Below are 21,062 nucleotides of genomic sequence, written 5' to 3' on the forward strand. Positions count from 1 at the left end.
TCCTATGGGCCGATGGTTGGAGCACAGCGTGACCACGGAGATCGACTCTCCCGTTGACCAGGTCTGGGAGGTCTGGAGTGATCTGGAGGCGATGCCCCGCTGGATGCGCTGGATCGAGTCGGTCAAGACCCTTGATGACCCGGATCTCACCGATTGGACCCTGGCCGCCCAGGGGTTCCGTTTCCACTGGAAAGCCCGCATCACCCAGCGGGTGCCAGCCCAGCAACTGCACTGGGAGTCGGTGGGGGGCTTGCCGACTAAAGGGGCGGTGCGCTTCTATCCACAAGGTGATGGGCGGACAGCAGTGAAACTCACGGTCAGCTACGAATTACCCGGCGTCGTGGCACCGTTGATGGAGCCCAGCATTCTTGGTGGCATCGTCACCAGGGAACTCCAGGCCAATCTGGATCGTTTTCGTGACCTGGTGCAGAGCGGTTATGGCCAAGTCTGAGCACAATTTTCTGGGACTTGCCCTGGGGATCCCAGGCAGGCCTGATCCGGCGAGGGTTCTGCTCGCCGCCTTGCCCCTGCTGGCCCTCACGGCCTGTGGGGCGCCAGCTCCGCCTCCCACCGCCGTCACGCCGCCGCCGCTGGCGGTCCCCCAGCCCCCAGCCCCCAAGCCCCCAGCCCCCGAGCCCACCACCGCGGCCACCCCGGTGCCTGGTCTCACCCCGTTGCCCACCCCCGCTGCAGTGGTGGGAGGGATTGGTCAGGGACGCCTGGATCCTTTCGCTCCGGTGGCCTCGGCCGGCTCAACCGCCACCGATGCCAATGGCAGGCCCATTTCCACGGTCAAGCCCGTGGCCCAGCTGCCGGCAGGGTTCAGTTTCACCGGGGTGGTGAGCTCCCGTGGCACCGCCCAGGCGCTGGTGCAGGTTTCCGGTCAGACGGGCCCCCTCTGCGTCGGGCCCCGGGGCTTCTGCCCAGGAGCTGGGCAGGCTCCGCTGCTCCCGCCGGGCTGGATCGTGACCACGATCGATGTCAACAACGGCCGCCTCAGCCTGCGCCAAGGCAAAGACCGAGTCAATCTGACCCTTTGAGGGCCAGCGCGCAGGCCTCCACGAGGCCGGCGAGATCGTGGGGGAGGCTTCGGCATCCAGCCGCCCCAGCAGGTTTCTGCACACCTGACTGGTCTGGGGGCCGATCGAGACCACGGCCAGTGGGTCCAGCCGTGCTCTCCAGCACGATCCAAAGGCCTGCTCCAGCATCGAGCAGGTGTGGCGCACGGTCTTGCCGCTGCTGAAGGTGATCGCATCCACCTGGCCCCGCTCCAGGGCCGCCAGCGTCGCCGTCGGCAGGCCCGCAGGGCAGCGGGACTCGTAGGCGGCCACCTCAACCACCCGGGCACCAGCGGCCGCAAAGGCCTCCGCCAGCACGGTGCGTCCTCCGCTCTGCACCCGGGGCAACAGCAGCCGCAGGCCCCAGCCTGAAACCGGGAAGTTCTCCAGCAGGCTGTCGGCCACGAACTCCGGGGGCACGAAGTCCGCCGCTGCCCCCAGCTCCTCGAGTCGGGCGGCCGTCTTGCGGCCCACCGCAGCGATCTTGAGGCTGCGGGGACGGTGGGCCAGGGCCTGGCCCCGGCGCTCCAGCCGTGCCTGCACCGCCTCCACGCCATTGGTGCTGGAGAGGATCAGCCAGTGGAAGCTGTCCCAATCAGCCAGGGCATCATCCAATGGGCCCCATTCATCGGGGGGCCGATCACCAGGGCAGGCAGATCCAGCACTTCGGCCCCGGCCGCCTCGAACAGCCGCCGGGCTTCCCCCAGTTGCCGTTCGGCCCGGGTCACCGCGATGCGCCGGCCAGCGAGGGCCCCGGCGGCATTGGTCCCTCCCGAGTCGTGGTCGGGGGCGTCCACGCTCAGGCCTCCAGCTTGACCATGGCGCCCGCCTGCTCGCGCAGTTTTCCGGCTTCCTCGCCACGTCCCTGCTGCTGCAGCAGGGCGATCGCCCGGCGGAAGCTTGCGCGGGCCGCGTCGATGTTGCCCCCCAGCAGCTGGGCCACCGCCAGGTTCTGCTGGGCTTCGGCGTAGTCGGGAGCCAGCTCCAGCGCGCGCCCGTAGGCCCCCAGCGCACCGGCGATGTCCCCCTGGCGCCGCCGGATCAGGCCGAGGTTGTACCAGCCCAGGGCCACCTCGGGGGCCACCGCCGTGGCCGTTTCGGTGAGGCGCTCCGCCTCTTCGGGGCGACCCTGCTCAAGCAACTGGGCCGCCAGGTTGAGCCGGGCCGCCAGGGTGAGGCGCGGGTTCAGGGGCTGCTCCAGGGCCTGGCGGTAGAGGGCTTCGGCGGCGGCGGGATCGGCGGCGCTGCGGGCCATCGCCAGGTGCAGCAGCAGTTCGTAGCGTTCCGGGTGGGCCCCGGTGGGGCAGTGCACCAGCCCCCTTTCCAGCAACTCCAGACCGCGCGCGCGGTTGCCTGTGCTGATCTCCAGGCCGCCAAGCTTGGCGCAGACGTAGGGGTCACCCGGTCGCTCAAGCAACTCCCGCTCCATCGCCTCGCGCAGGCGAGCGGCCTTGTTGCCGCTGGCCAGCAGTTCGGGCCGGTAGCCGGAGTGCAGCAGGGCCGGTTCGGGGCAGTCCGCGAGCCGCCAGTGGGGCTCGGCGGCCAGCAGTTCGCTGACGCTGTCGTCCACCATGGCGTGGTAGGCCCGGCTCCAGCGGATCGCCGGATGGCGCCGGAACAGGCGACTGACGCTGGAATAGGGCGACTGCTGGGAGCCCAGCTCGTGGCGGAGCAGGTTGATCAGCAGCACGTTGGGCTGGGCCATCAGGGCCCGCAGCGGCGAGCGGGCTTCGGGCCGCAGCTGCTCATCGGCATCGAGCACCAGCACCCAGTCGCCGCTCACATGCTCGAGGGCCTGGTTGCGTGCGGGAGCGAAATCCCCGGGCCAGGGGAGTTCGTGCACCACGGCGCCCTGGGCGCGGGCGATGGCCACCGTGCTGTCGCTTGAGCCGGTGTCGATGATCACCATCTCATCGACAAAGCCCTGGACCGCCTCAAGACAGGCGCCAAGGCGCTCCGCCTCGTCGCGCACGATCATCGAGAGGCTGAGCATCGGCGGCAGGGGCACATCAAGAGAGCCTAGGGGCCGTGTCCGCGGGGCCTGGGCCCCACCTGCTCAGCCGCTGGCGACCCTGGGGCGGATGAAGCGCTGCGTGACCCCGGCCACGATCAATCCGAGGCTCAGGGCAGTGACCGCCGTGAACGGTTCCCCCAGGAAGACGGCGGCACTCAGGATCGTGACGATGATGCTGCCGCTGCCCGTCAGGGCCACCTGGCTCACGCTGAACAGGCGGCCGCTGATCTGGCGCAGCACTTCGGTGCCAAGACTGAGGGTGATGCCATAGACAACAATCACCCAGAAGACCCACCAGGTTTGAAGCAGCAGAAAATGTTGGGGCCCGTATTGCTGGTACGCGATGACGGCAAAGACGATGGCTCCAGCCAGATTGGATAGCCCGACGGTCAGGCCACGGGATAGCTGGTAAACAGCCATCTTGCGTCGGATGCAGTTGCGAAGGGATGTGGCCAGCACAGAGACGAAGGCCCAGGCGAGGCCGATCCAGTCGTCCATGCTCATCATTCCCCTCGATGCACCGAACAGGATTCCGATCAATAATCCGCCGAGAATCAGAACCAGGCTCAGAGCGAAGCGCTGAGGCAGTTGTTCCTTCAGCCAGAACAGCGCCAGGAATCCAGAAGCGGGCAGGGTCAGGGAGAACAGCAGCGTCTGGGTGATCACCGAGAGGTGATCCAGTGAGAGGTAGAACGCCAAGGGCGCCAGGAAACAGCCCAGGAATGAATCGGCGGCCACGGCTCTTGAGGCCGCAGGGCTGATGGTGCGGATCTCCCTCCAGACAACCCTGGGCTCGGCGCTCAGCAGCGCAATCCCGACCATCGACTGGGCGATGAAAAAGACATTGCAGAAGCTGATCGGATTCTCGCCACCGACGGGATGGCTGGCACCGAACAGTTGCAATCCCTTCAGCACCGTGCTGCGCAGCCCGGAAACAAGCCCATAACCGAGCAGGATCAGGGGCTCAGAGTTGTTCTGGTGCGGCACTCTGCCCACGGATGGCCGGTTGCTCCTGTTGGGTACCCATGGGCAGGCGGATTGGATTGGTCGGCTTCGCTTGACGGCCGGGCAAGGGATCGCCCTGGCTCCAGAGAACCCTGCCGGTGAGGCCATCCACCTGGATGGAGCCATTCGCCCTCGGGGCCAGCTGCCTGAACACGGCCACACCGCGTTGATAAAAGGCCTTCACAATCGAGCGCGGCACATAACGGCCGCTGGACTGATAGCGCTCCAGCACCCGTTGCTGGCTGAGGTGCTCCGGGATCAGAACTTGCACGATAAAGATTCGGTAACCATTATCTTTTAAAGATCCAATCAGTTCCTGATAGCGATCTGCATTGGTCATTGTTCCATCGTAGATCACATTCAGCCGACAGGGTCTGGCAATAGCCTCTAACTGCATGGCGACGATGTCGCGGACCTCATCTTGAGTGGCATTGGCGTTCCAGCCCCGATACTCCGGTAACGCTTCGCGGACCTCATCGGCATCGATCCGGTAGCTGCTCTGCAGAACCGAAGCGGGGATGTGCCGCTTCAGCCAGGTGGTTTTGCCGGCTCCCGGCGGGCCTCCGGTGAGAAGGGCAAACGGAGGCCCCACCGCTACGCAAGGCTTCCTTGACCGGGCCGTTCGGATGATCTCCTCGTGGAGTTTTTGGCGTTCGGGTGAATAGTTGCTTCCGCTGAAGTAAGTGCTCTTGGTTGTGGGGAGCGCGAGCAGGCAGCGCTCCAGCCAGTCAATCGCTGCGGGCTGGATATCGGGTTGGCCGGAGCGGTTCAGCCGTTGGCAGCGTTCTCCAGGTGGCGGATCAGCGGCAACCGGAGCAGCGCGCCCCACCGGGCTGGTGAGCGCCACGGCCAGGGCAGTGGCCAGGGCGCTCGGCAGGGTGACCCAGCGCTGGTGTTGGACTTGCTGGGTCATGAGCTCAGTCTGTGAAGCCCCCTCGAGGCCGCCCCCCGCCAACCCCAGGCGATCGAGAAGCAGGGCCTGGGCCAGGGGCATCTGCCCCGGGCAGTAGGCCGCCGGCAGCCCTTTCGGCAGCAACGGTCGGATCGCCTGCCACAGGTAGGGGCTGCCGTAGATGGCCAGCCCCGCCAGCCTGCCGGCACCCAGCAGCTGGTGCACCACAGCGGGCCAGGGTTCCTCGCCGCCGGCGCTGCCGCGGAAGGGGTTGCCCCGCACGAACAGCTGCAGCAGCACCGGACCCGGTGCCAGGCGATCGACGGCCAAAGGTGCTGCCGCCTCGCCGCTCCAGGGGCTTGGGCTGCGGCCATCGATCAGGCAGGCGGCGTAGCCGTTGCGGGCTGGCCGCTGCAGGGCCGGTGCCATCAACGGCAGGAAGGGATTGGCCAGGACACTGTCCACACGGATCAGGTTCAGGCCCGGACCCGGAGGCAGTCCCGGGCGGCCCTGGCTCAGCAGGCTCACGGCCACCAGCTCCCTGGCCAGGGCAAGCTCCGCGCTTGATTCGATCCCCTCCAGAGCTTCAGGGGCGGTTGGATCGCTGGGCGGGGCGGCCACCCGAGCGAGGGCCCGCTCGCGCCGTCCCAGGCTCTGCTCCAGTCGCGCACGGCTGATCCGGCCGCTGGCGAGCGCCTCCAGCAGGGCGTTGATCGCGGCGTCGGCATCGGCGGGCATCAGCAGCAGATCGGCCCCGGCCTCAAAGGCCAGCACCGCCGCTTCTCCGGCGCCCCAGCGCGCGGCAATCGCCTCCATCACCAGGGCATCGGTGACCACCAGCCCACCGAAGCCCAGCTCCCGGCGCAGCAGCTGCTCCAGCACCAGCGGTGAGAGGGTGGCGGGGCGGTCTGGATCCAGCTCCGGCAGAAGCAGGTGGCCGGTCATCACCGTGGCGACGCCCGCTTCGATGGCGGCGCGAAACGGCGGCAGCTCCACCGCTTCCAGCCGCCTGCGGCCATGGGGCAGCCGTGGCAGCTCCAGGTGCGAGTCGCTGTCGGTGTCGCCGTGGCCGGGGAAATGCTTGGCGCAACCCAGCACCCCCTCGGCCTGGGCGCCGGCGATGAAGGCGGCCACCAGCTGGCCGGCCGTGACGGGATCCTCCCCCAGGCCCGCACATTGATCACCGGGTTGGCCGGGTTGTTGTTGACATCGCAGACCGGCGCCAGGACCCAGTTCAGGCCCAGCAGGCGGGCCTGGCGACCGGTGCAGTGCCCATAGGCGCTGGCCAGGGCGATCGCCCGGGCTGGATCGCTGGCGTGGAGCAGGCCGAGGGCCAGGGGAGGGGGCAGCCAGCTAGCCCCCTCGAAGCGTTGGCCGACCCCTTCCTCCACATCGGCGCAGAGCAGCAGGGACTGGCCCGCCCAGCGCTGGAGCTGGTCGGTGCGAAGGCGCAGTTCGCTGGCGCTGCCGCCCAGTAGGATCACCCCGCCCACCCCCTGGCCCAGCAGCCGCTTGAGTTCGGCGTTGGGCAGCTCCCAGCGGGGATAGCGGCGCTGGCCATCGCCCAGATGGCCGCTGCATCGCACCACCAGCAGCCGGGCCACCTGCTGCGCCAGAGAGAGCTGTCGCCTGTCAGGCGTCGAGGTCATCACTGCCGGGCGGGACCTCCCTCTCTCCTGCCGCTGGCGCCCGAGCTGGTTGAGCAGTCCCAGCACGGCGGTGCCTTTCTCGAGGCTGCGATCGAGCAGGAAGGCCACCTCGGGGGTGCGGCGCATGCTGAGGCGCCGGCTCAGTTCGCCTTTGACGTAGGGGGCCGCCGCCCGCAGGCCGGCCAGGGCCTGGTCGCGGTCCTCCTCGCTGCCGAAGATGCTCACGAAGACCTTGCAGTGCTGCAGGTCGCCCGCCACGTCCACCGCGGTGACGCTGACCATCCCCAGCCCCACCCGTTCGTCCTTGATGCCGGTGATCAGCAGCTCGCTGATCTCGCGGCGAATCGAGGCCGCCACCCGCTCCACCCTGCGGCTCATTGCCATGGCTATGCCAGCGGTGCGGCCGGATTCACCATGGCACGCAGCACCAGAACCAGGCTCACCAGGCCGCTGACCAGGGCGCCGATCAAGGCGACGGCGGTGACGGGATTGCGGGTACGAGCGAGCAGGGGCTGGAGCACCGAATCCAGTACCCCCAGCCCCAGGGCCACCAGGTAACGCGGATAGCGCGTCACGTTGATGAAAAAGTCCTTCATGGCCTGGGCGAGCGCGGTGACGCGAAGCTGCTGGCTACTCTGCCGCCCAAAGGCCCACCCTGGCGATGCCTGAGCTCCACCAGTTCAAACACTCCGCCTTCTGCGAGAAGGTGCGCCTGGTCCTTGCGGCCAAAGGCATCGACTACACGGTGGTGGAGGTGACGCCGGGCCTGGGTCAGTTCGAGCTGTTCCGCCTCTCAGGCCAGAAGCAGGTGCCGGTGCTGGTGGACGGCGGTGAGGTGATCGCCGATTCGACGGCCATCTGCCTCCACCTGGAGCGCACCGTTCCTGAGCCGCCCCTGTTGCCTTTGGACGATTTCGAGCACGCCCGTGAGCGGGCCCAGGTGTTGCTGCTCGAAGACTGGGCCGACACCGCCCTGGCGGCCGGAGTTCGCCTGGCCCTGTTGCGGGCCGCCGTGGCCGATCCGGCCCTGCGCACCGCCCTGTTGCCTGAGTCCACTCCTGGAGCCCTGCGCTCCCTGGTGGGGGCCTTCCCGGGTGATCTGCTGGCCGGTGTCGGTCAGGTGGTCGGTCGCTCTCAGGATCAGCAGCTGGTGGCCAGCCTCGAGCAGTTGGCGGTGCTGGTGGCGGGTGAGGGCCACCTGGTCGGTCAGCGGCTCTCCCTGGCCGATCTGGCGGTGGCCGCGCAGCTCTCCCTGATCAAGTTCCCCGCCAGTGTCGGGGCCCCCTGGCGGGCCGCGGCGTGCCGGGGCTGGCCGATTCGCCTCTGCTGGCGCCGTTGTTCGCCTGGCGCGATCGGCTCTACGCCCAGCTTGCCCGTAGCTGAACCCCCACCGATGTCCGATCCACTGCTGCGGGAGCTCGACCACTACGTGGTGCTGGAGCCGGGGATTGAGGAACGGATCCTCTCGGCCGCCGAGACCGTCACCTGGCTCGCCGCTCAGCTCGCTTCCCTGGGCGCCGTGCCCACCGACCTGGCCGACCTGGGCACCGATGCGCTGCGGGCCGGGCGTCTGCTGGACACCGCCTGTGAACTGGAGCTGGAGCCCGGCTGCGCCGTGCAGTGGTTCGCGGTGCGCCTGGAGCCGCCCGGCTCCTAGGGCGCCGGTGCCACGGGACGCTCTTTGAGCACCGCCGGCAGGGCCTCCAGCACCTGCTGGGCCACCGCCTCGGGCGGGCCGCCCGCCTGGACGATGTGCAGATCCGCCTGGGCGTAGAGGGGCCGCCGCGCCTGCAGCAGCTCGATCAGGCGCCGTTCGGGCTCGGGCCCCGCCAGCAGCGGCCGGGGGTGGGATCGGCCCGCAGTCGCCCGAGCAGCAGCTCGGCCGGGGCATCCAGCCAGATCACCACGCCCTGCTGCAGCTCCCCCAGTTGCTCGGCCGGGTCACCACGCCGCCGCCGGTGGCGACCACCAGGGAATGCCAGCCGGCAATGCGATTGAGCACGGCGCTCTCGAGCTCGCGAAAGCCTGTCTCCCCCTCGCGCTCGAACAGCTCCGGGATCGGGCAGCCGGCCACCTGCTCAAGGGTGGTGTCGGCATCGAGAAAGCGGTAGCCCAGGGCCTCCGCCAGGGGGCGCCGACGGCGCTCTTGCCGGCGCCCATCATTCCGACCAGATAGACGTTCAGACCCTGAAGTCGCTGGCGCAAGCTCTGGCCCATGGGCGTGGGGTCGGGACGGCTGGATTTGGCCATAGCACGGGACAACTTGCCTAGGATGCTGCCTTAACTCCCAGCTTGAGATGACGGCAGTGGCTGCCCACGGCAAAGGCAGGGGCTGTGTGATCACCCGGCGGGCCACCTTCAGTGCCAGTCACCTGTACTGGCTGCCGGAGCTGAGCGCTGAAGAAAACCAGGCTCGCTTCGGCCGCTGTGCCCTGGCCCCGGGCCACGGCCACAACTACGAGTTGGTGGTGGCCATGGGGGGCGCTCGACGCCGACGGCATGGTGCTCAACCTCTCGGATGTGAAACAGGCCATCCGCCGGGAGGTCACCGATCCGCTCGACTTCCGCTTCCTCAATGAGACCTGGCCGGAGTTCGACCTGGGCACCCCCGGAGGGCGCCTGCCCACCACCGAGGCCCTGGCCCAGGCGATCTGGAGCCGGCTTGCCCCCCACCTGCCGCTGATGGGCCTGCGGCTCTACGAACAACCCACCCTCTGGGCCGACGTGCTCGGCAACCCCATGGAAGCCTTCCTTTCGATCCGCACCCACTTCGCCGCCGCCCACCGCCTGGCCCGTCCTGAGCTTTCGGCGGCCGAGAACGACGCCATCTACGGCAAATGCGCCAGGCCCCACGGCCACGGTCACAACTACCTGCTCGACGTCACGGTGCGCGGGGCGATCGATCCCCGCACCGGCATGGTCTGTGATCTGGCCGAGCTTCAGGGGATCGTGCAGGAGCTGGTGGTGGAACCCTTCGATCACACCTTCCTCAACAAAGACGTCGAGCATTTCGCCACCTGTGTGCCCACCGCCGAAAACATCGCCCTGCACATCGTCGATCGGCTTGCCGCTCCGATCGCCGCCACCGGGGCCCGCTTGCACAAGGTGCGGCTTCAGGAGAGCCCCAACAACGCCGCCGAGGTGTTCGCCGAAACCCCTCAACTGGAGATGCGCCCCCACGCCCTTGAGGTCCTGGCGGCTGTTTGAGTGAGCTGAGGCTGGTGCTGGCCGTCAGCCTCGATGGCCGGCTCGCCCCCGCCGAAGGGGGCCCTGCCCAGTTGGGCGGTGCGGGCGATCGGATCGCCCTGGAGCAGGCCCTGGCCTGGGCCGATGGGGCCCTGATCGGCGCCCAGACCCTGCGCTTGCACGGCAGCACCTGCCTGATCCGGCGCCCGGAGCTGCTGGAGGAGCGCCGCGGCGCTGGCCAGGGCGAGCAGCCCATTGCCTTGGTGGTGAGCCGCAGTGGTGCCATCGATCCCTCGCTGCCTTTCTTTCATCAACCCCTGGAGCGCTGGCTGCTCGCCCCTTTGGATGCACAGGTAACCGGGTTTGAGCGCAGGCTGGCCCTGGGGCCCTGGCCCGCGCTTCTGGGGCAGCTGGGGGCCCTGGGCCTCAACCGTCTGGTGGTGCTGGGGGGCGCCCGGCTGGCGGGCAGCTTGCTGCAGGAGGCGCTGGTGGATGAACTGCAGCTCACCCTTTGCCCGCAACTGCTGGGCGGCGCGCACAGCTGGCTGCCTCCAGGCACTGTCCTGCCGCTGGGCAACTGGGAGCTTCTTGAGCACCGGTCCCTGGGCGAGGGGGAGCTGCTGCTGCGTTACGGGCGGCGGCGGGAGCCAGGCTCCGCTGCGCCGAGCTCGGCAGCCGAGGCAGCTCCAACGAAGACAGCTACGACGAAGGGGCCGGCAGGCCGAAGCGGCGCTGCAGATCCTTGAGGGGCAGTTCCTGGAGGGTCTCGGGGGGCAGGTTCAACAGCTTGGCCACGCAGCGCTTGATCACCACCTCGCTGTCGTCGCCGATCCGGCCCGCGATCAGCTCACTGATCACCCCCAGGCTGCGGCCGCTGGCATCGGTTTCGTTGATCAGGCAGGTGCTGGCGGGGCCGGCCAGTTGCTGGCAGGGCCGCTGCAGAGATGTCTCCAGGCTTGCCACGCCGCCAGCGAGGGAGCGCAGGCAGAGCTGGTTGAGCCGTTGCTCCAGCTGGGGCCGCATCAGCATCAGCAGGGGTCGCAGCAGGCTGGCCCGGGCGGGCGGCGCCAGCGCCAGGCTCAGCAGGACAAGCCCGCTGGCTAGCGTTGAACCCCTAAGGCTTTGCCCCATCGCCATGCCCTTCGATGGCTGAGCTGCAGGCCCGTTGGCACCGGTCCATGGCGGAGTTTCACCAGGGGCCATGGCAGGCGCTCGTCGAGGCGTCAGGGCTTCCCTTCTACTCCTGGAATTGGCTCCAGGGCCTTGAGTCCTCCGGCAGCATCGTGGCCAGTGAGGGCTGGCAGCCCCTCCACCTCGGGATCTGGCGCGGCGAGGTGCTGATCGCCGTCGCACCGCTCTACCTGAAGGGCCACAGCTACGGAGAATTCGTCTTCGACCAGTCGTTCGCCCAGCTGGCGGGCCAGTTGGGGCTGCGCTACTACCCGAAGCTGCTGGGCATGAGCCCGGTGAGCCCGATCCAGGGCTACCGCTTCCACATCGCAGCTGGGGAAGATCAACTGGCGATCACGGCGTTGATGTTTCGCCTGATCGAGGAGTTCTGCCGCCAGAACGCTGTGCTCAGCTGCAACCTGCTCTCAGTGGATCCCGATTGGCTACCGCTGGTGGAGGCCTCTGGCTGGGCCCATTGGCTGAACCAGCGCAGCGAATGGACCAACAACGGCTTCAGCAGCTTCGACGACTACCTGGCGGGGTTCAACGCCAACCAGCGCCGCAACATCAAGCGTGAACGGCGCTCCGTCACCGAGGCCGGCCTCACCGTCACACCCCTGGTGGGGGAGGCGATCACGGAAGCTGCCCTGCTGCGCATGCACCGCTTCTACGCAGGCCATTGCAGCCGTTGGGGCGCCTGGGGCAGCAAATACCTCAGCGAAGCCTTCTTCACCTATGCCCATCGGCACCTGCGCGACAACCTGGTGCTGTTCAGTGCCCACCACGGCGACCCCAGCGACCCGGTGGCCATGTCGTTGTGCGTGTTCACCGATGACGACCTCTGGGGCCGTTACTGGGGCAGCGACCTTGAACTGGAGAACCTGCATTTCGAGGTTTGCTACTACGCCCCGATTGCCTGGGCGATCGAGCGGGGGCTGCGCCGCTTCGACCCTGGAGCCGGTGGAAGCCACAAGCGCCGGCGGGGGTTCCTGGCCCAGAGTCAGGTGAGCCTGCACCATTGGAGTGATCCGCGCTTCGGCTCGATCATCCGCCGCTGGTTGCCCGAGGCCAATGCGGCCCAGCTCGAGGAGATCGAGGCGGTCAACGCCGAACTCCCGTTCAGCCGCCGGGAGGTGCGCCTGGAGGCCCCTGCTTAGCATCGGGCCATGGCCACCCTCACCCCGTCCGACCGCCAGCGACTCGATGATGGGTTGTCGAAGCGGTTCATTGCCCTGGATCCCGCCGGGTACTTCGTGATTCGCGTGGATGGGGAGGCGGGGGAATTGGTGGCGGAACACTTCGGCAACGCCATCAACGACCAGGGGTTGGCCGTTGACCCGGAGAGTGGGGAGGTGATCGCCTGTCGCGGATCAGGGCCGCGCGAACCTCTGGCGACCTACCGGGGTCGCTCCGCCAAGGAGCTCGGCATCGCCCTCACTGAAACGGCGGCGCCAGCGCCCCTGAGCCGGCTCGACCATGCCCTCTATCTCGGCCGCGAACTGGCCCGAGCGGAGCGCTGCCTGGAGCAGGGAATCCCCTACGTACAGGACTGAGACCTAGGCCGGCTGGAGTTCGCGGCTGGGTTGGCGGGAGCTCTCCGGGGGCTCAGGGGGCAGGGAGGCCAGCTGCTGCTGAATCTCCCGGGTCACCACCCCGCGGTACTCCTGGAAATGCTCGTTATGGGCGAGGGTCACCAGGAACTGCTCCAGGTTGTCAGGATTTTTGCGGGCGATCGTGGCCAGGGCACGCCAGAAGCGGCCGCGGGTGTCGCGCTTGATCCCCTGGCGCCAGATCACGATCGAGAGGGCGCGGATGTCAGTCCAGGTGGGCAAGGTGGCTTTCCCGAAGGCCGCTTTTGGCACGAACTGCTGCCAGCGCGGTTTACCCATCTTCTGGTAGTAATGCGTGACCCGATCGATGTAGGCGTTGGGCTCGTAGAGCCGGCAGAAGGCATCGACGTATTCGTTGGCGATGTCACGGATCGGCCGGGTGGGCACGAAATTGAGCAGGTTGGTCTGGTTGACGCCCTTGGCATCGGCCTTCTCCTGGATGAGACGGCCTTCCTTTTCAAGGCGGTGCCAGAGACCCGTGTTCGGCAGGGCCTGAAGCATGCCCATCATCGCGGCGGGGATTCCGGTGCGGCTCACGAAGGTCACGATCCGGTCGCCGGCTCCGGTCTTCTCGCCGTCGAAGCCGATGATGAAGCCCGCCATCACGCGGATGCCATAGGACGTGATCCGGTCCACCGAATCCTCGAGGGAGCTGCGGGTGTTCTGGTGCTTGCCAGTCAACGAAAGGCTGGCTTCGTCGGGCGTCTCGATCCCGAGGAAGACGCTGTCGAAGCGGGCTTCCGCCATCATCTGCATCATCTCGTCGTCGGAGGCGAGATCCACCGAGGCTTCAGTGGCGAAACTGAACGGATAGTGATGGTCGATCTGCCATTGCTTGATGGCCGGCAGCAACAGTTTGGCGTTGCGCTTGTTGCCGATGAAATTGTCATCGACAAGGAAGATCGAACGTCTCCAGCCGAGGTCATAGAGAGCCTGCAATTCGGCAACTAGCTGCTCTGGTGCCTTGGTGCGCGGCTTGCGGCCGTAGAGCACGATAATGTCACAGAACTCGCATTGAAACGGGCAACCGCGCGAGAACTGAACGGACATTGAGTCGTAGGCATCGAGCTCGAGCAGATCGAAGCGCGGCACCGGGGTTCCGGTGACATCAGGCTTCTCTCCGTTGGAGCTGAAGCGACCACCGGTATCACCGCGTTCGATCGCTTCGATGAACATCGGCAAGGTGATCTCGCCTTCGTCGAGCACCTTGAAGTCGGCCAGATCGATTTCTGGGGCGTCGGGGGTGGAACTGGCAAAGGGACCGCCCACGGCCACCGGCAGGCCTCGCTGCTTGGCCTTGGCGATCTGCCGTTGCATGTCTTCCTTCTGGACGATCATTCCGGAGATGATCACCAGTTCGGCCCAGTTCCACTCCTCTTCGGTCACCTCCCTGACATTGCGATCGGCGAGCTTCATCTCCCAGCTCTGGGGCAGCAGGGCTGCCACCGTGACCAGCCCGAGCGGGGGCAGCAGAACCTTGCGGTTCACCAGCTCGAGGATCTTCTCGTAGCTCCAGAACGTTTTGGGAAATTCCGGGTAGATGAACAGGGCGCGCATTCCGTCCTGGCGGGGTGAATTCGAATGACGACGGCTGGACCAATCCAGGCGTGGCATCGGTAAAGGTATCGTCGCGTCACCTTAGGTGGTTCCGCCCTGGCCGGGGCCTGTTTCTGCTGTAATGGCGGGGTTGTGTTGCTCCGATCACCATGGCTGTGGCCCTCTACCTCGTGCTTGTTGTCGGCGGGTTGGCTACGGCGGCGGTGGTCTCCGGTGTGTTGCGCGGCATCCGCCTGATCTGAGCCCTGGCGCCCTGCCGCCGCCCAGTGAACTCAGGTTGCCGGCAGCAGACGCCTGCGGCCGTTTCGAGCCAGTTCCCACAGGCCCAGCACCAGGCCGAGGCTTCCCAGCAGGGCGAAGGTGGCCCTCAGTCCGATGCTGAGGCTGAGGCTCGCCGCCAGCAAACCGCTCAGACCGCCGCCGCCGAGAAAGGCAATCTGCCCCAGCCCCGCCATTCGCCCCCGCAGCACCACCGGGGAAGCCACCTGGGTGATCAGGTTGCTTCCCGCCAGCAACCCAGCCGTACCAGCCCCGATCACCAGGGCCATCGCAAGGCTGAAGGCCTGATTGAGCGCCAGGGCCATCCCCAGCTGGGCCAGGGCCGTCACCAGGGTGCAGACCCCCAGCAGCAGGCCAGGCCGCCGGCTGAGTTGGGCACTGTTGCGCTGCAGAACCACCCCGCCGCTGATGCTGCCCACGGCGATCACGCTGGTGAAGATCCCCAGGTCCTGGGGGCTGGAGCCCACCAGCTGGGCGGCCATCAGCGGGGCCAGTCCGGGGTGGAAGAAGCCCACCAGACAGGCCACGCCGGTGAACAGCAGCACATGGCGCAGGGCACCGCCGCAGTCGCGCCAGGCGCTGCCCAGGGATCCGCGGCTTCCGGCCTCGCTGCGCTGCTCCCGGTCGCGGTGGGGGTGGAGCAACCAGATCACCGTGGCGATCGGCAGCAGGTAGCTGGCGGCGTCGATGGCCAGGGCCGAGGTGGGCCCGGTCAGGGCCAGCAACCAGCCCCCGATCGGCGGGCCCACCAGCTTGCCCACGTTGAAGACCACCGAAAAGCTGGTGAGATAGGCAGGTAGCTGGTCCGGCTCATCCACCAGCAGAGCGCAGTACTTGTTGCGGGCGGTCAGTTCGAAGGAGCTGGCCAGCCCGACGATGAAGGTGCTCAGCAGCAACAGCGCCACCTGGGGGCCACCCTCGAGCAGCGGGATCGCCACGGCCCCCAGGGAGGCACCGACCACCAGTCCCCACTGGGCTCGAATCAGGATCCTTTCGCAGCCCAGGCGGTCGGTCCAGACTCCGGCCAGGCCACTCACCAGCAGCGTGGGCAGGGCCAGGGCACCGAAGTGCAGTGCCAGCATCAGCGGGTTGTGGCTCCCGTTCATCAAGATCCAGCCCTTGGCCGTGATCCCGGCGAACGAGCCCGCCGTGGACAGTCCCGATGCGATCAGGAAGGTGGTGCGTTGATGGCGGACGACCCAGCTGAGCAGAGGGCTCAAGCCCCACCCCGGTGGGCGGCAAGGGCCTCGTTCACCATCGCGGTTGCCCCGACCACCACCCCCTGCAGGTCGTAGGGGCCTGAGCCCGTGATCCGCACGGGAACCATCGTGCCCGGGGCAGCACAGAGTCCACCTTCACCCGGCAGCACCTGCACCTCCCCGTCCACATCCGGGGCAAAGCGGCCACAGCGGCCCAGCATGGCGCCGCTGGAGGGGTTCTCCTGCTCGATCAACACATCGACGATGCGGCCCACCCAGGCAGCATTGCGTGCGGCGGAAATCGGTTGCTGCAGGGCCATCAGCCGGTCTTTGCGCTCCTGGGCCAGCTCAGGCGGCACCGGATGGGGCAGGTCGGCGGCGGCGGTGCCGTCTTCAGGGGAGAAGGTGAACACGCCCACGTGGTCGAAGCGCTGTTCGGCCACGAATTCCAGCAGGTGCTCGAACTGCTCTTCGGTTTCCCCCGGGAACCCGACGATGAAGGTGGTGCGCAGCACGGCCTCCGGCAGTTGCTCCCGGATGCGCTTCAACAGTCCGCCGGTCACCCCTCCTGCCAGGGACGGTTCATGGCCCGCAGCACCTCCGGATGGCTGTGCTGCAGGGGCAGATCCAGATACGGCAACACGTTGGGCACCTCCCGGTAGGCCGCCAGCACGTCGCTGGTGAGGCCCGTGGGGTAGGCGTAGTGGACCCGGATCCAGGGGATCTCCACCGCACCGAGCGCCCGCAGCAGCTCCGCCAGCTGGGGCTTGCCGTAGAGGTCGAGGCCGTAGTTGGTGGTGATCTGGCTGATCAGGATCAGTTCCTTCACGCCCTGGGCCGCCAGCTGCTGGGCTTCGGCCAGAATCGATTCGATCGGTCGCGAGCGTTGGTCGCCGCGCAGTTTGGGAATGATGCAGAAGGCGCAGCGGTAGTCGCAGCCTTCGGCCACCTTCAGGTAGGCCACGGCCTCGGAGGTGGTGCGGTAGCGGGGGAGGTGCTCGTCGGCCACGAAGGTGGGCACGGCGCTGACCTGGTTCACCCGCTCGCCCCCTCGACCCGCTCCAGCACGCTGACGATGTGCTGGTAGTCGCCGGTGCCCACGATCGCCCGGGCCTCCGGCAGTGACTCCAGCAGTTCCTCCTGGAAGTGCTGGGCCAGGCAGCCGGCAATGATCAATTGCTTGCCCTGCTCCGCCAGCTCCACCAGCGTGCGCACCGATTCCTCCCGGGCGTCCTGGATGAAGCTGCAGGTGTTGACCACCACCACAGCGGCGTCGGTTTCGTCGGCGCTGACGCCATAACCGGCTTCCGCCAGCAGGCCGAGCATGTGTTCGGTGTCCACACGGTTCTTCTCGCAGCCCAGGTGGGCGAAGGCCACCGTCGGTTTGCTGGGGGTGGCGGGCTGGCCGGTGGCTGCGGTCATGGCACGGCGGGCTGATCGTTCACCCTATGGGACCAAAGGTGACGAGTTGTGCGATGGCTGCCCCCTGGCGTGCGTTGTTCCCCATGCCCTGCCCGCTGATCGGAGTGGTGCACCTGCAACCCTTGCCGGGCTCTCCGCTCTGGGCGGGGGATCTGGAGGCGGTGCAGGCGGCCGCCCTGGCCGATGCCCGGGCGTATCTCGAAGGCGGGGCCGATGGCCTGATCGTGGAGAACTTTGGCGATGCGCCGTTCTGGGGGAGCGGGTGCCGCCGGAAACGGTGGCCTCGATGGCCCGGATCGCCACCGCCGTGGTGGGGGCCACACCCTTGCCCGTGGGTCTCAACGTGCTGCGCAACGATGCCCTGGCGGCCCTGGCGATCGCCCAGGCCAGCGGTGCCCGCTTCATCCGCGTGAACGTGCTCACCGGCGCCACCGTCACCGACCAGGGGTTGCTGCAGGGGCCCGCCGCCGAGCTGCTGCGCCGCCGCCGGCTGCTGGGGGCCGAAGGGATTCGGATCCTGGCGGATGTGCTGGTGAAGCACGGCGCCCCCTGGCCCCGTTGACGATTGAAGAGGCGGTGCGCGACGTGCTGGCCCGAGGCGGGGCCGACGGGGTGATTGTCTCCGGCAGCGGCACGGGCCAGCCCACCTCCCTGGACGACCTGCGGCGTGCCCGAGCGGTCGCCGCCGGTGCCCCGGTGCTGATCGGCAGCGGCGCCAGGGCCGAAACCATGGCGTCCCTGGCGGCCGCCTGCGATGGGGTGATCGCCGGCACCGCCCTCAAGCAGGAGGGCCTGGTCCATCGGCCGGTGGAGGCGGCCCGGGTGGAGGCACTCCGGCTCCTGCTGCCACAATCGCCTTAGCGACGCCGCTTCAGCTTTGACCACCAACCGCCTGAACACCCGTCTGGGCAGCCGCCGCCGCGGCGGTGATCCCGGCCGCCGTTGGGCTCGGGTGGTGATCGCCGTGCTGGCCACGGTCGGCGCGATCGACACCGGTGCGATCACCCTGAAGAAATGGGGGCTCCTCGGGGGCCTGACCTGCGCCAAGGAGGGATTGTTCGGCTGCAATGGCTGCGAACAGGTGCTCTCCAGCGGCTGGGGCACGGTGTTGGGGCAGCCCCTGTCGCTGTTTGGCTTCCTGGCCTACGCCAGTGTGCTGCTGCTGGCGGTGGTGCCCCTGGTGATCAAGGGGGAGGCCAAGGCCAGGCTCACAGACGCCAGTTGGTGGGGCCTGGTTCTGATCAGCACCGGCATGGCGGTGTTCAGCTCGGTGCTGATCGGGGTGATGCTTTTTGCGATCAAGAGTTGCTGTCCGTTCTGCATCCTCTCGGCGGTGCTGAGCCTCTCTCTCCTGGTGCTCAGCCTGGTGGGCGGCGAGTGGGAGGACCGGGGCCAGCTGCTGTTCCGTGGCATCCTCCTGGCGCTGGTGGTGGGCTTGATGTCCCTCGGTTGGGCGGCTTCGGTGAATAAGCCGGCGGTGTTGGCCACCAAGGGGGTGCCGATGGCGGTCGTCCGTCAGAGCACCCCTGAGACCCTGGCTCTGGCAGAGCATCTCAACGCTGGAGGCGCTGTGATGTACTCCGCCTGGTGGTGCCCCCACTGCCATGAGCAGAAGGAGCTGTTCGGCAAGCAGGCCACGGCGAAGCTCAAGATCGTGGAGTGTGCCCCCGATGGTCAGAACAGCCAGCGGGAGCTCTGCGAGCAGAAGAAGATCGAGGGCTTCCCCAGCTGGGAGATCAAGGGCAGCCTCAGCTCCGGGGTCAAGAGCCTCAAGGAACTCGCCAAGCTCAGCGGCTATTCGGGGCCTGTGAGCCCTTGAACGGCGCCCCCAGCGGGGCCGTGGCCATCGGCTCGTCCCGGTGCTGCAGGCTGTGGCGGGCCCAGAACGGCTGGCTCGCCGGTGCATCGAGGCGAAAGTGGCCGCCTCGGCTCTCCTGACGGAAGGCGGCCGCCTCCAACAGCAGCCTCGCCAGCACAAGCTGCTGGCTCAGTTCGTGTTGATCAAGCAGGGTCCTGACGTCCTGGGGTTCCAGCTCCAGCTGCTCGCCTGGATTCAGGCCAGCCACCGAGTGGTGGGAGCCGCCTGCCCAGGCGGGGCCAGCCTGCTCCCCCAGCATTCGCAGGCTCCGCCGCAGCTGCCCCCCGTCCCGTTCCACCCCCGCCACCCGCCAGCAGAGGCTGCGCAGGGCATCAAGACCCAGCTGAGCGCCAGCAGCTGGGCGCAGAACTGAGCTGGCGCTCAGGTGGTGACAGGGTTCCTGGCCTGGGCCCGGGGTCTGGGTCGCCAGCTCGATCCGCCGAAGCTGCCGGGCAGAAGACCAGGCATTCCATCAGGGAGTTGCTGGCCAGCCGGTTGGCCCCGTGCACCCCCGTGCAGGCCACCTCACCGACGGCGTAGAGCCCCTTGAGGCTGGTGCTGGCGTCCAGATCGGTGCTCACACCACCCATCCAATAGTGGGCGGCGGGGGCCACGGGGATCGGCTCCCGCAAAGGCTCCAGCCCCAGCTCCCGGCAGCGCCTCAGGATCGTCGGGAACTGGCGTGCCAAGCGGTCTTCCCCCACCGGGCGCAGGTCGAGCCAGACGTGATCCAGCCGCTGGTCCTGCATGCAGCGCACCAGGGCGCGGCTGACCTGATCTCGGGGGGCGAGATCCCCTCCCGCCAGGCGGCCCACGGGGCTGTGGCCGTGGGGGTCCAGCAGCCGGGCTCCCTCGCCCCGCACCGCCTCGGAGATCAAGAAGTGGGGCGCCCCCGGCAGCATCAGAGCGGTGGGGTGAAACTGAACGAACTCCAGATCGCGCAGCACCGCTCCGGCCTGCCAGGCCATCACCACCCCGTCACCGGTGGCCTGGGGGGGTTGGTGGTGTTGGCGAATAGGTGAGCGCCCCCGCCGCTGGCCAGCACCACCGCCCCGGCCCGTAGCCAGCGCAGCCGCGGGCCTTCGAGGACCTGCAATCCCTGGCAACGACCGCCCTCGACCCAGAGCGAAAGCGCCGCCACCCCCTTGCGCTGCACCAGGCCCGGCCGTCTGAGCACCTCGCGCTCGAGGGCATCCACCAGCGCCCCTCCGGTGCGGTCCTGGGCGTGGAGCACGCGCCGGTGGCTGTGGGCGGCCTCCAAGGTGGTGCTCAGGTGTTCGCCGTCACGGTCGAAATCCATCCCGAGTTGCAGCAGCCGCTCGACGCAGGCGGGGGCCTCGCGCACCAGAAGAGCGACGGCCTCGGGATCGCACAGGCCGCCACCGGCCCGCAGGGTGTCCTCCTGGTGGCTGGCGAAACTGTCCTCGGGCCTGGTCACCGCGGCGATGCCCCCTGGGCCCAGCGGCTGGCGGATCGAGGGGCGGCGTCCTTGCTCAGGAGCAGCACCCGCAAGTCCGCCGGCAACTCCAGGCAGGCCATCAGACCGGCGGCGCCGCCGCCGATCACCACCACATCCCAGCTGGTCGAGAGCGGCGAACTGGAAGCCTGCTCAGCCATGGTCGCCACGAAAAAAGCCGCCGGGAGCAAGGCCCGACGGCTTGATGAGGAGCCAGAAGAACGCTGGATCAGCGGTAGACACCGTCGTTGATCCGATCAAAACCTTCGTTCAAGGCGATCGAGGGGAGTGACCGTGAAGTTGGCCTTGTATTTCTCGAACAGCTCCTTCTGACGGGACGTCAGTTCCAGCTTGAGCACGTCGTCCACGTTGTCGTAGGGCCCGCCCAGCACGATCTTGCCGGCCAGGGTGGGATAAAGGCCAGGGAACTGCTGGAAGGCGCGCACCGAGGAGTTGTTGAGATCAACCTTGTCGCCCCGTTCGGCCATCTTGTCGTCGGCGATGTTGCGCAGCTCCGCCGCCTGGGCGGCGGGAGGAAGCAGGAGGGTGAGCAGCAGGCTGGCCATCACCACGCCACTCATGAGCCACGACAGCAGGCGTTTCATCGCAAAAACTCCGATCCAAACAGCGAGCAATGTGGCCGCAAAGCAACCATCAAACCAACGCTACAGGTGCGCTGCATGGGACCAGCCCAGGGGCGGAAGGCT

At 68.0% G+C, this 21,062-nt stretch carries 15 protein-coding genes and 11 pseudogenes; 12 read left to right on the top strand and 14 right to left on the bottom strand.

What is annotated here, in order from left to right; genetic code table 11:
• Window positions 1-4: 4 nt before the first annotated feature.
• Window positions 5-451: an SRPBCC family protein gene (locus AAF143_RS08730; protein ID WP_255010743.1), complete on the top strand. Its 447-nt coding sequence runs from the start codon at window positions 5-7 to the stop codon at window positions 449-451.
• Complete coding sequence (locus tag AAF143_RS08735) at window positions 438-1,040, top strand: hypothetical protein (RefSeq protein ID WP_255010745.1); 603 nt, start codon at window positions 438-440, stop codon at window positions 1,038-1,040. Before AAF143_RS08730 ends, AAF143_RS08735 begins: the two co-directional genes overlap by 14 nt.
• Here AAF143_RS08735 and AAF143_RS08740 read toward each other — a convergent pair.
• The 7 genes and pseudogenes from AAF143_RS08740 to AAF143_RS08770 all read right to left on the bottom strand — a co-directional run bounded on the left by AAF143_RS08740 (window position 1,024) and on the right by AAF143_RS08770 (window position 7,214).
• Window positions 1,024-1,792 (bottom strand): annotated as a pseudogene (locus AAF143_RS08740) (uroporphyrinogen-III synthase). The gene AAF143_RS08735 and the pseudogene AAF143_RS08740 sit on opposite strands and share 17 nt — an antisense overlap.
• Window positions 1,793-1,857: 65 nt before the next feature.
• Entirely contained in the window at window positions 1,858-3,051 is a 1,194-nt protein-coding gene (locus AAF143_RS08745) for a TPR domain-containing glycosyltransferase (RefSeq protein WP_255010805.1), read from the bottom strand.
• A 63-nt stretch (window positions 3,052-3,114) separates the two neighbouring features.
• A complete protein-coding gene (locus AAF143_RS08750; protein ID WP_255010749.1) occupies window positions 3,115-4,059 on the bottom strand; it encodes a hypothetical protein in 945 nt (314 codons plus the stop codon).
• Window positions 4,037-4,990, bottom strand: coding sequence for a zeta toxin family protein (locus AAF143_RS08755; RefSeq protein ID WP_261359092.1), 954 nt, complete (start codon window positions 4,988-4,990; stop codon window positions 4,037-4,039). Before AAF143_RS08755 ends, AAF143_RS08750 begins: the two co-directional genes overlap by 23 nt.
• Before the next feature lie 42 nt (window positions 4,991-5,032).
• Window positions 5,033-6,618 (bottom strand): annotated as a pseudogene (locus tag AAF143_RS08760) (glycoside hydrolase family 3 N-terminal domain-containing protein); the annotation flags it as partial.
• Window positions 6,602-7,002: pseudogene (gene rbfA, locus AAF143_RS08765) on the bottom strand (30S ribosome-binding factor RbfA). The pseudogenes AAF143_RS08760 and rbfA, both read right to left, overlap by 17 nt.
• 2 nt (window positions 7,003-7,004) lie before the next feature.
• Window positions 7,005-7,214: a DUF751 family protein gene (locus AAF143_RS08770; RefSeq protein WP_255010757.1), complete on the bottom strand. Its 210-nt coding sequence runs from the start codon at window positions 7,212-7,214 to the stop codon at window positions 7,005-7,007.
• A 65-nt stretch (window positions 7,215-7,279) separates the two neighbouring features.
• Here AAF143_RS08770 and AAF143_RS08775 point away from each other — a divergent pair.
• A pseudogene (locus AAF143_RS08775) lies at window positions 7,280-8,001 on the top strand (glutathione S-transferase family protein).
• Window positions 8,002-8,071: 70 nt separating this feature from the next.
• A pseudogene (locus tag AAF143_RS08780) lies at window positions 8,072-8,275 on the top strand (chlororespiratory reduction protein 7); the annotation flags it as partial.
• Here the strand turns inward: AAF143_RS08780 and AAF143_RS08785 are convergent.
• Window positions 8,272-8,868 (bottom strand): annotated as a pseudogene (locus AAF143_RS08785) (shikimate kinase). The pseudogenes AAF143_RS08780 and AAF143_RS08785 sit on opposite strands and share 4 nt — an antisense overlap.
• A gap of 47 nt (window positions 8,869-8,915) precedes the next feature.
• On the opposite strand from AAF143_RS08785, the pseudogene AAF143_RS08790 reads away from it, so the two are divergent.
• Both AAF143_RS08790 and AAF143_RS08795 read left to right on the top strand, forming a co-directional pair.
• Window positions 8,916-9,825, top strand: a pseudogene (locus AAF143_RS08790) (6-carboxytetrahydropterin synthase).
• Entirely contained in the window at window positions 9,822-10,550 is a 729-nt protein-coding gene (locus AAF143_RS08795; protein WP_255010767.1) for a RibD family protein, read from the top strand. The pseudogene AAF143_RS08790 and the gene AAF143_RS08795 overlap by 4 nt, the downstream one beginning before the upstream one ends.
• Here the strand turns inward: AAF143_RS08795 and AAF143_RS08800 are convergent.
• Window positions 10,504-10,935, bottom strand: coding sequence for a hypothetical protein (locus AAF143_RS08800; RefSeq protein WP_414026800.1), 432 nt, complete (start codon window positions 10,933-10,935; stop codon window positions 10,504-10,506). The genes AAF143_RS08795 and AAF143_RS08800 overlap by 47 nt on opposite strands.
• A 14-nt stretch (window positions 10,936-10,949) precedes the next feature.
• Here AAF143_RS08800 and AAF143_RS08805 point away from each other — a divergent pair, with 14 nt between their 5' ends.
• Together AAF143_RS08805 and AAF143_RS08810 are read left to right on the top strand one after the other, a co-directional pair.
• Window positions 10,950-12,131, top strand: a complete 1,182-nt coding sequence (locus AAF143_RS08805) for a GNAT family N-acetyltransferase (RefSeq protein WP_255010771.1) — start codon at window positions 10,950-10,952, stop codon at window positions 12,129-12,131.
• Window positions 12,132-12,140: 9 nt separating this feature from the next.
• On the top strand, window positions 12,141-12,527 hold the full coding sequence (locus AAF143_RS08810) for a DUF4346 domain-containing protein (protein ID WP_255010773.1): 387 nt from the start codon (window positions 12,141-12,143) through the stop codon (window positions 12,525-12,527).
• Window positions 12,528-12,530: 3 nt separating this feature from the next.
• Here the strand turns inward: AAF143_RS08810 and AAF143_RS08815 are convergent, their stop codons facing one another.
• On the bottom strand, window positions 12,531-14,141 hold the full coding sequence (locus AAF143_RS08815; protein ID WP_255010807.1) for a B12-binding domain-containing radical SAM protein: 1,611 nt from the start codon (window positions 14,139-14,141) through the stop codon (window positions 12,531-12,533).
• 149 nt (window positions 14,142-14,290) lie between these two features.
• Between AAF143_RS08815 and AAF143_RS08820 the strand changes: the two genes are divergently transcribed.
• Entirely contained in the window at window positions 14,291-14,383 is a 93-nt protein-coding gene (locus AAF143_RS08820; protein WP_409995674.1) for a cytochrome B6, read from the top strand.
• A 30-nt stretch (window positions 14,384-14,413) separates the two neighbouring features.
• On the opposite strand, the gene AAF143_RS08825 is transcribed toward AAF143_RS08820, so the two are convergent.
• Window positions 14,414-15,631: an MFS transporter gene (locus tag AAF143_RS08825; protein ID WP_255010809.1), complete on the bottom strand. Its 1,218-nt coding sequence runs from the start codon at window positions 15,629-15,631 to the stop codon at window positions 14,414-14,416.
• A 5-nt stretch (window positions 15,632-15,636) separates the two neighbouring features.
• Window positions 15,637-17,041 (bottom strand): annotated as a pseudogene (gene rimO, locus AAF143_RS08830) (30S ribosomal protein S12 methylthiotransferase RimO).
• 83 nt (window positions 17,042-17,124) lie between these two features.
• Between rimO and AAF143_RS08835 the strand changes: the two are divergent.
• The 3 genes and pseudogenes from AAF143_RS08835 (at window position 17,125) to AAF143_RS08845 (ending at window position 18,860) form a co-directional block, all read left to right on the top strand.
• Window positions 17,125-17,454 (top strand): BtpA/SgcQ family protein, encoded by a 330-nt coding sequence (locus tag AAF143_RS08835; protein WP_414026801.1) that lies wholly within the window; start codon window positions 17,125-17,127, stop codon window positions 17,452-17,454.
• Window positions 17,352-17,902, top strand: a pseudogene (locus tag AAF143_RS08840) (BtpA/SgcQ family protein). Before AAF143_RS08835 ends, AAF143_RS08840 begins: the two are co-directional and overlap by 103 nt.
• Window positions 17,903-17,918: 16 nt before the next feature.
• Window positions 17,919-18,860, top strand: a complete 942-nt coding sequence (locus AAF143_RS08845) for a vitamin K epoxide reductase family protein (protein ID WP_414026802.1) — start codon at window positions 17,919-17,921, stop codon at window positions 18,858-18,860.
• Here the strand turns inward: AAF143_RS08845 and nadB are convergent.
• Both nadB and psbU read right to left on the bottom strand, forming a co-directional pair.
• Window positions 18,829-20,516 (bottom strand): annotated as a pseudogene (gene nadB, locus AAF143_RS08850) (L-aspartate oxidase). The gene AAF143_RS08845 and the pseudogene nadB overlap by 32 nt on opposite strands.
• 68 nt (window positions 20,517-20,584) lie before the next feature.
• A pseudogene (gene psbU / locus AAF143_RS08855) lies at window positions 20,585-20,960 on the bottom strand (photosystem II complex extrinsic protein PsbU).
• Between the last annotated feature and the right edge of the window lie 102 nt (window positions 20,961-21,062).

Origin of the sequence: Cyanobium sp. ATX-6F1, from assembly GCF_047395825.1 — a bacterium.
In the GTDB taxonomy this organism is placed as follows: domain Bacteria; phylum Cyanobacteriota; class Cyanobacteriia; order PCC-6307; family Cyanobiaceae; genus ATX-6F1.

Coding starts and splice junctions, on each gene's coding strand:
- AAF143_RS08730 (WP_255010743.1), top strand. CDS start 5: ATGGGCCGATGGTTGGAGCACAGCGTGACCACGGAGATCGACTCTCCC.
- AAF143_RS08735 (WP_255010745.1), top strand. CDS start 438: ATGGCCAAGTCTGAGCACAATTTTCTGGGACTTGCCCTGGGGATCCCA.
- AAF143_RS08745 (WP_255010805.1), bottom strand. CDS start 3,051: ATGCTCAGCCTCTCGATGATCGTGCGCGACGAGGCGGAGCGCCTTGGC.
- AAF143_RS08755 (WP_261359092.1), bottom strand. CDS start 4,990: ATGACCCAGCAAGTCCAACACCAGCGCTGGGTCACCCTGCCGAGCGCC.
- AAF143_RS08770 (WP_255010757.1), bottom strand. CDS start 7,214: ATGAAGGACTTTTTCATCAACGTGACGCGCTATCCGCGTTACCTGGTG.
- AAF143_RS08800 (WP_414026800.1), bottom strand. CDS start 10,935: ATGGGGCAAAGCCTTAGGGGTTCAACGCTAGCCAGCGGGCTTGTCCTG.
- AAF143_RS08805 (WP_255010771.1), top strand. CDS start 10,950: ATGGCTGAGCTGCAGGCCCGTTGGCACCGGTCCATGGCGGAGTTTCAC.
- AAF143_RS08810 (WP_255010773.1), top strand. CDS start 12,141: ATGGCCACCCTCACCCCGTCCGACCGCCAGCGACTCGATGATGGGTTG.
- AAF143_RS08815 (WP_255010807.1), bottom strand. CDS start 14,141: ATGCGCGCCCTGTTCATCTACCCGGAATTTCCCAAAACGTTCTGGAGC.
- AAF143_RS08820 (WP_409995674.1), top strand. CDS start 14,291: ATGGCTGTGGCCCTCTACCTCGTGCTTGTTGTCGGCGGGTTGGCTACG.
- AAF143_RS08835 (WP_414026801.1), top strand. CDS start 17,125: ATGCCCTGCCCGCTGATCGGAGTGGTGCACCTGCAACCCTTGCCGGGC.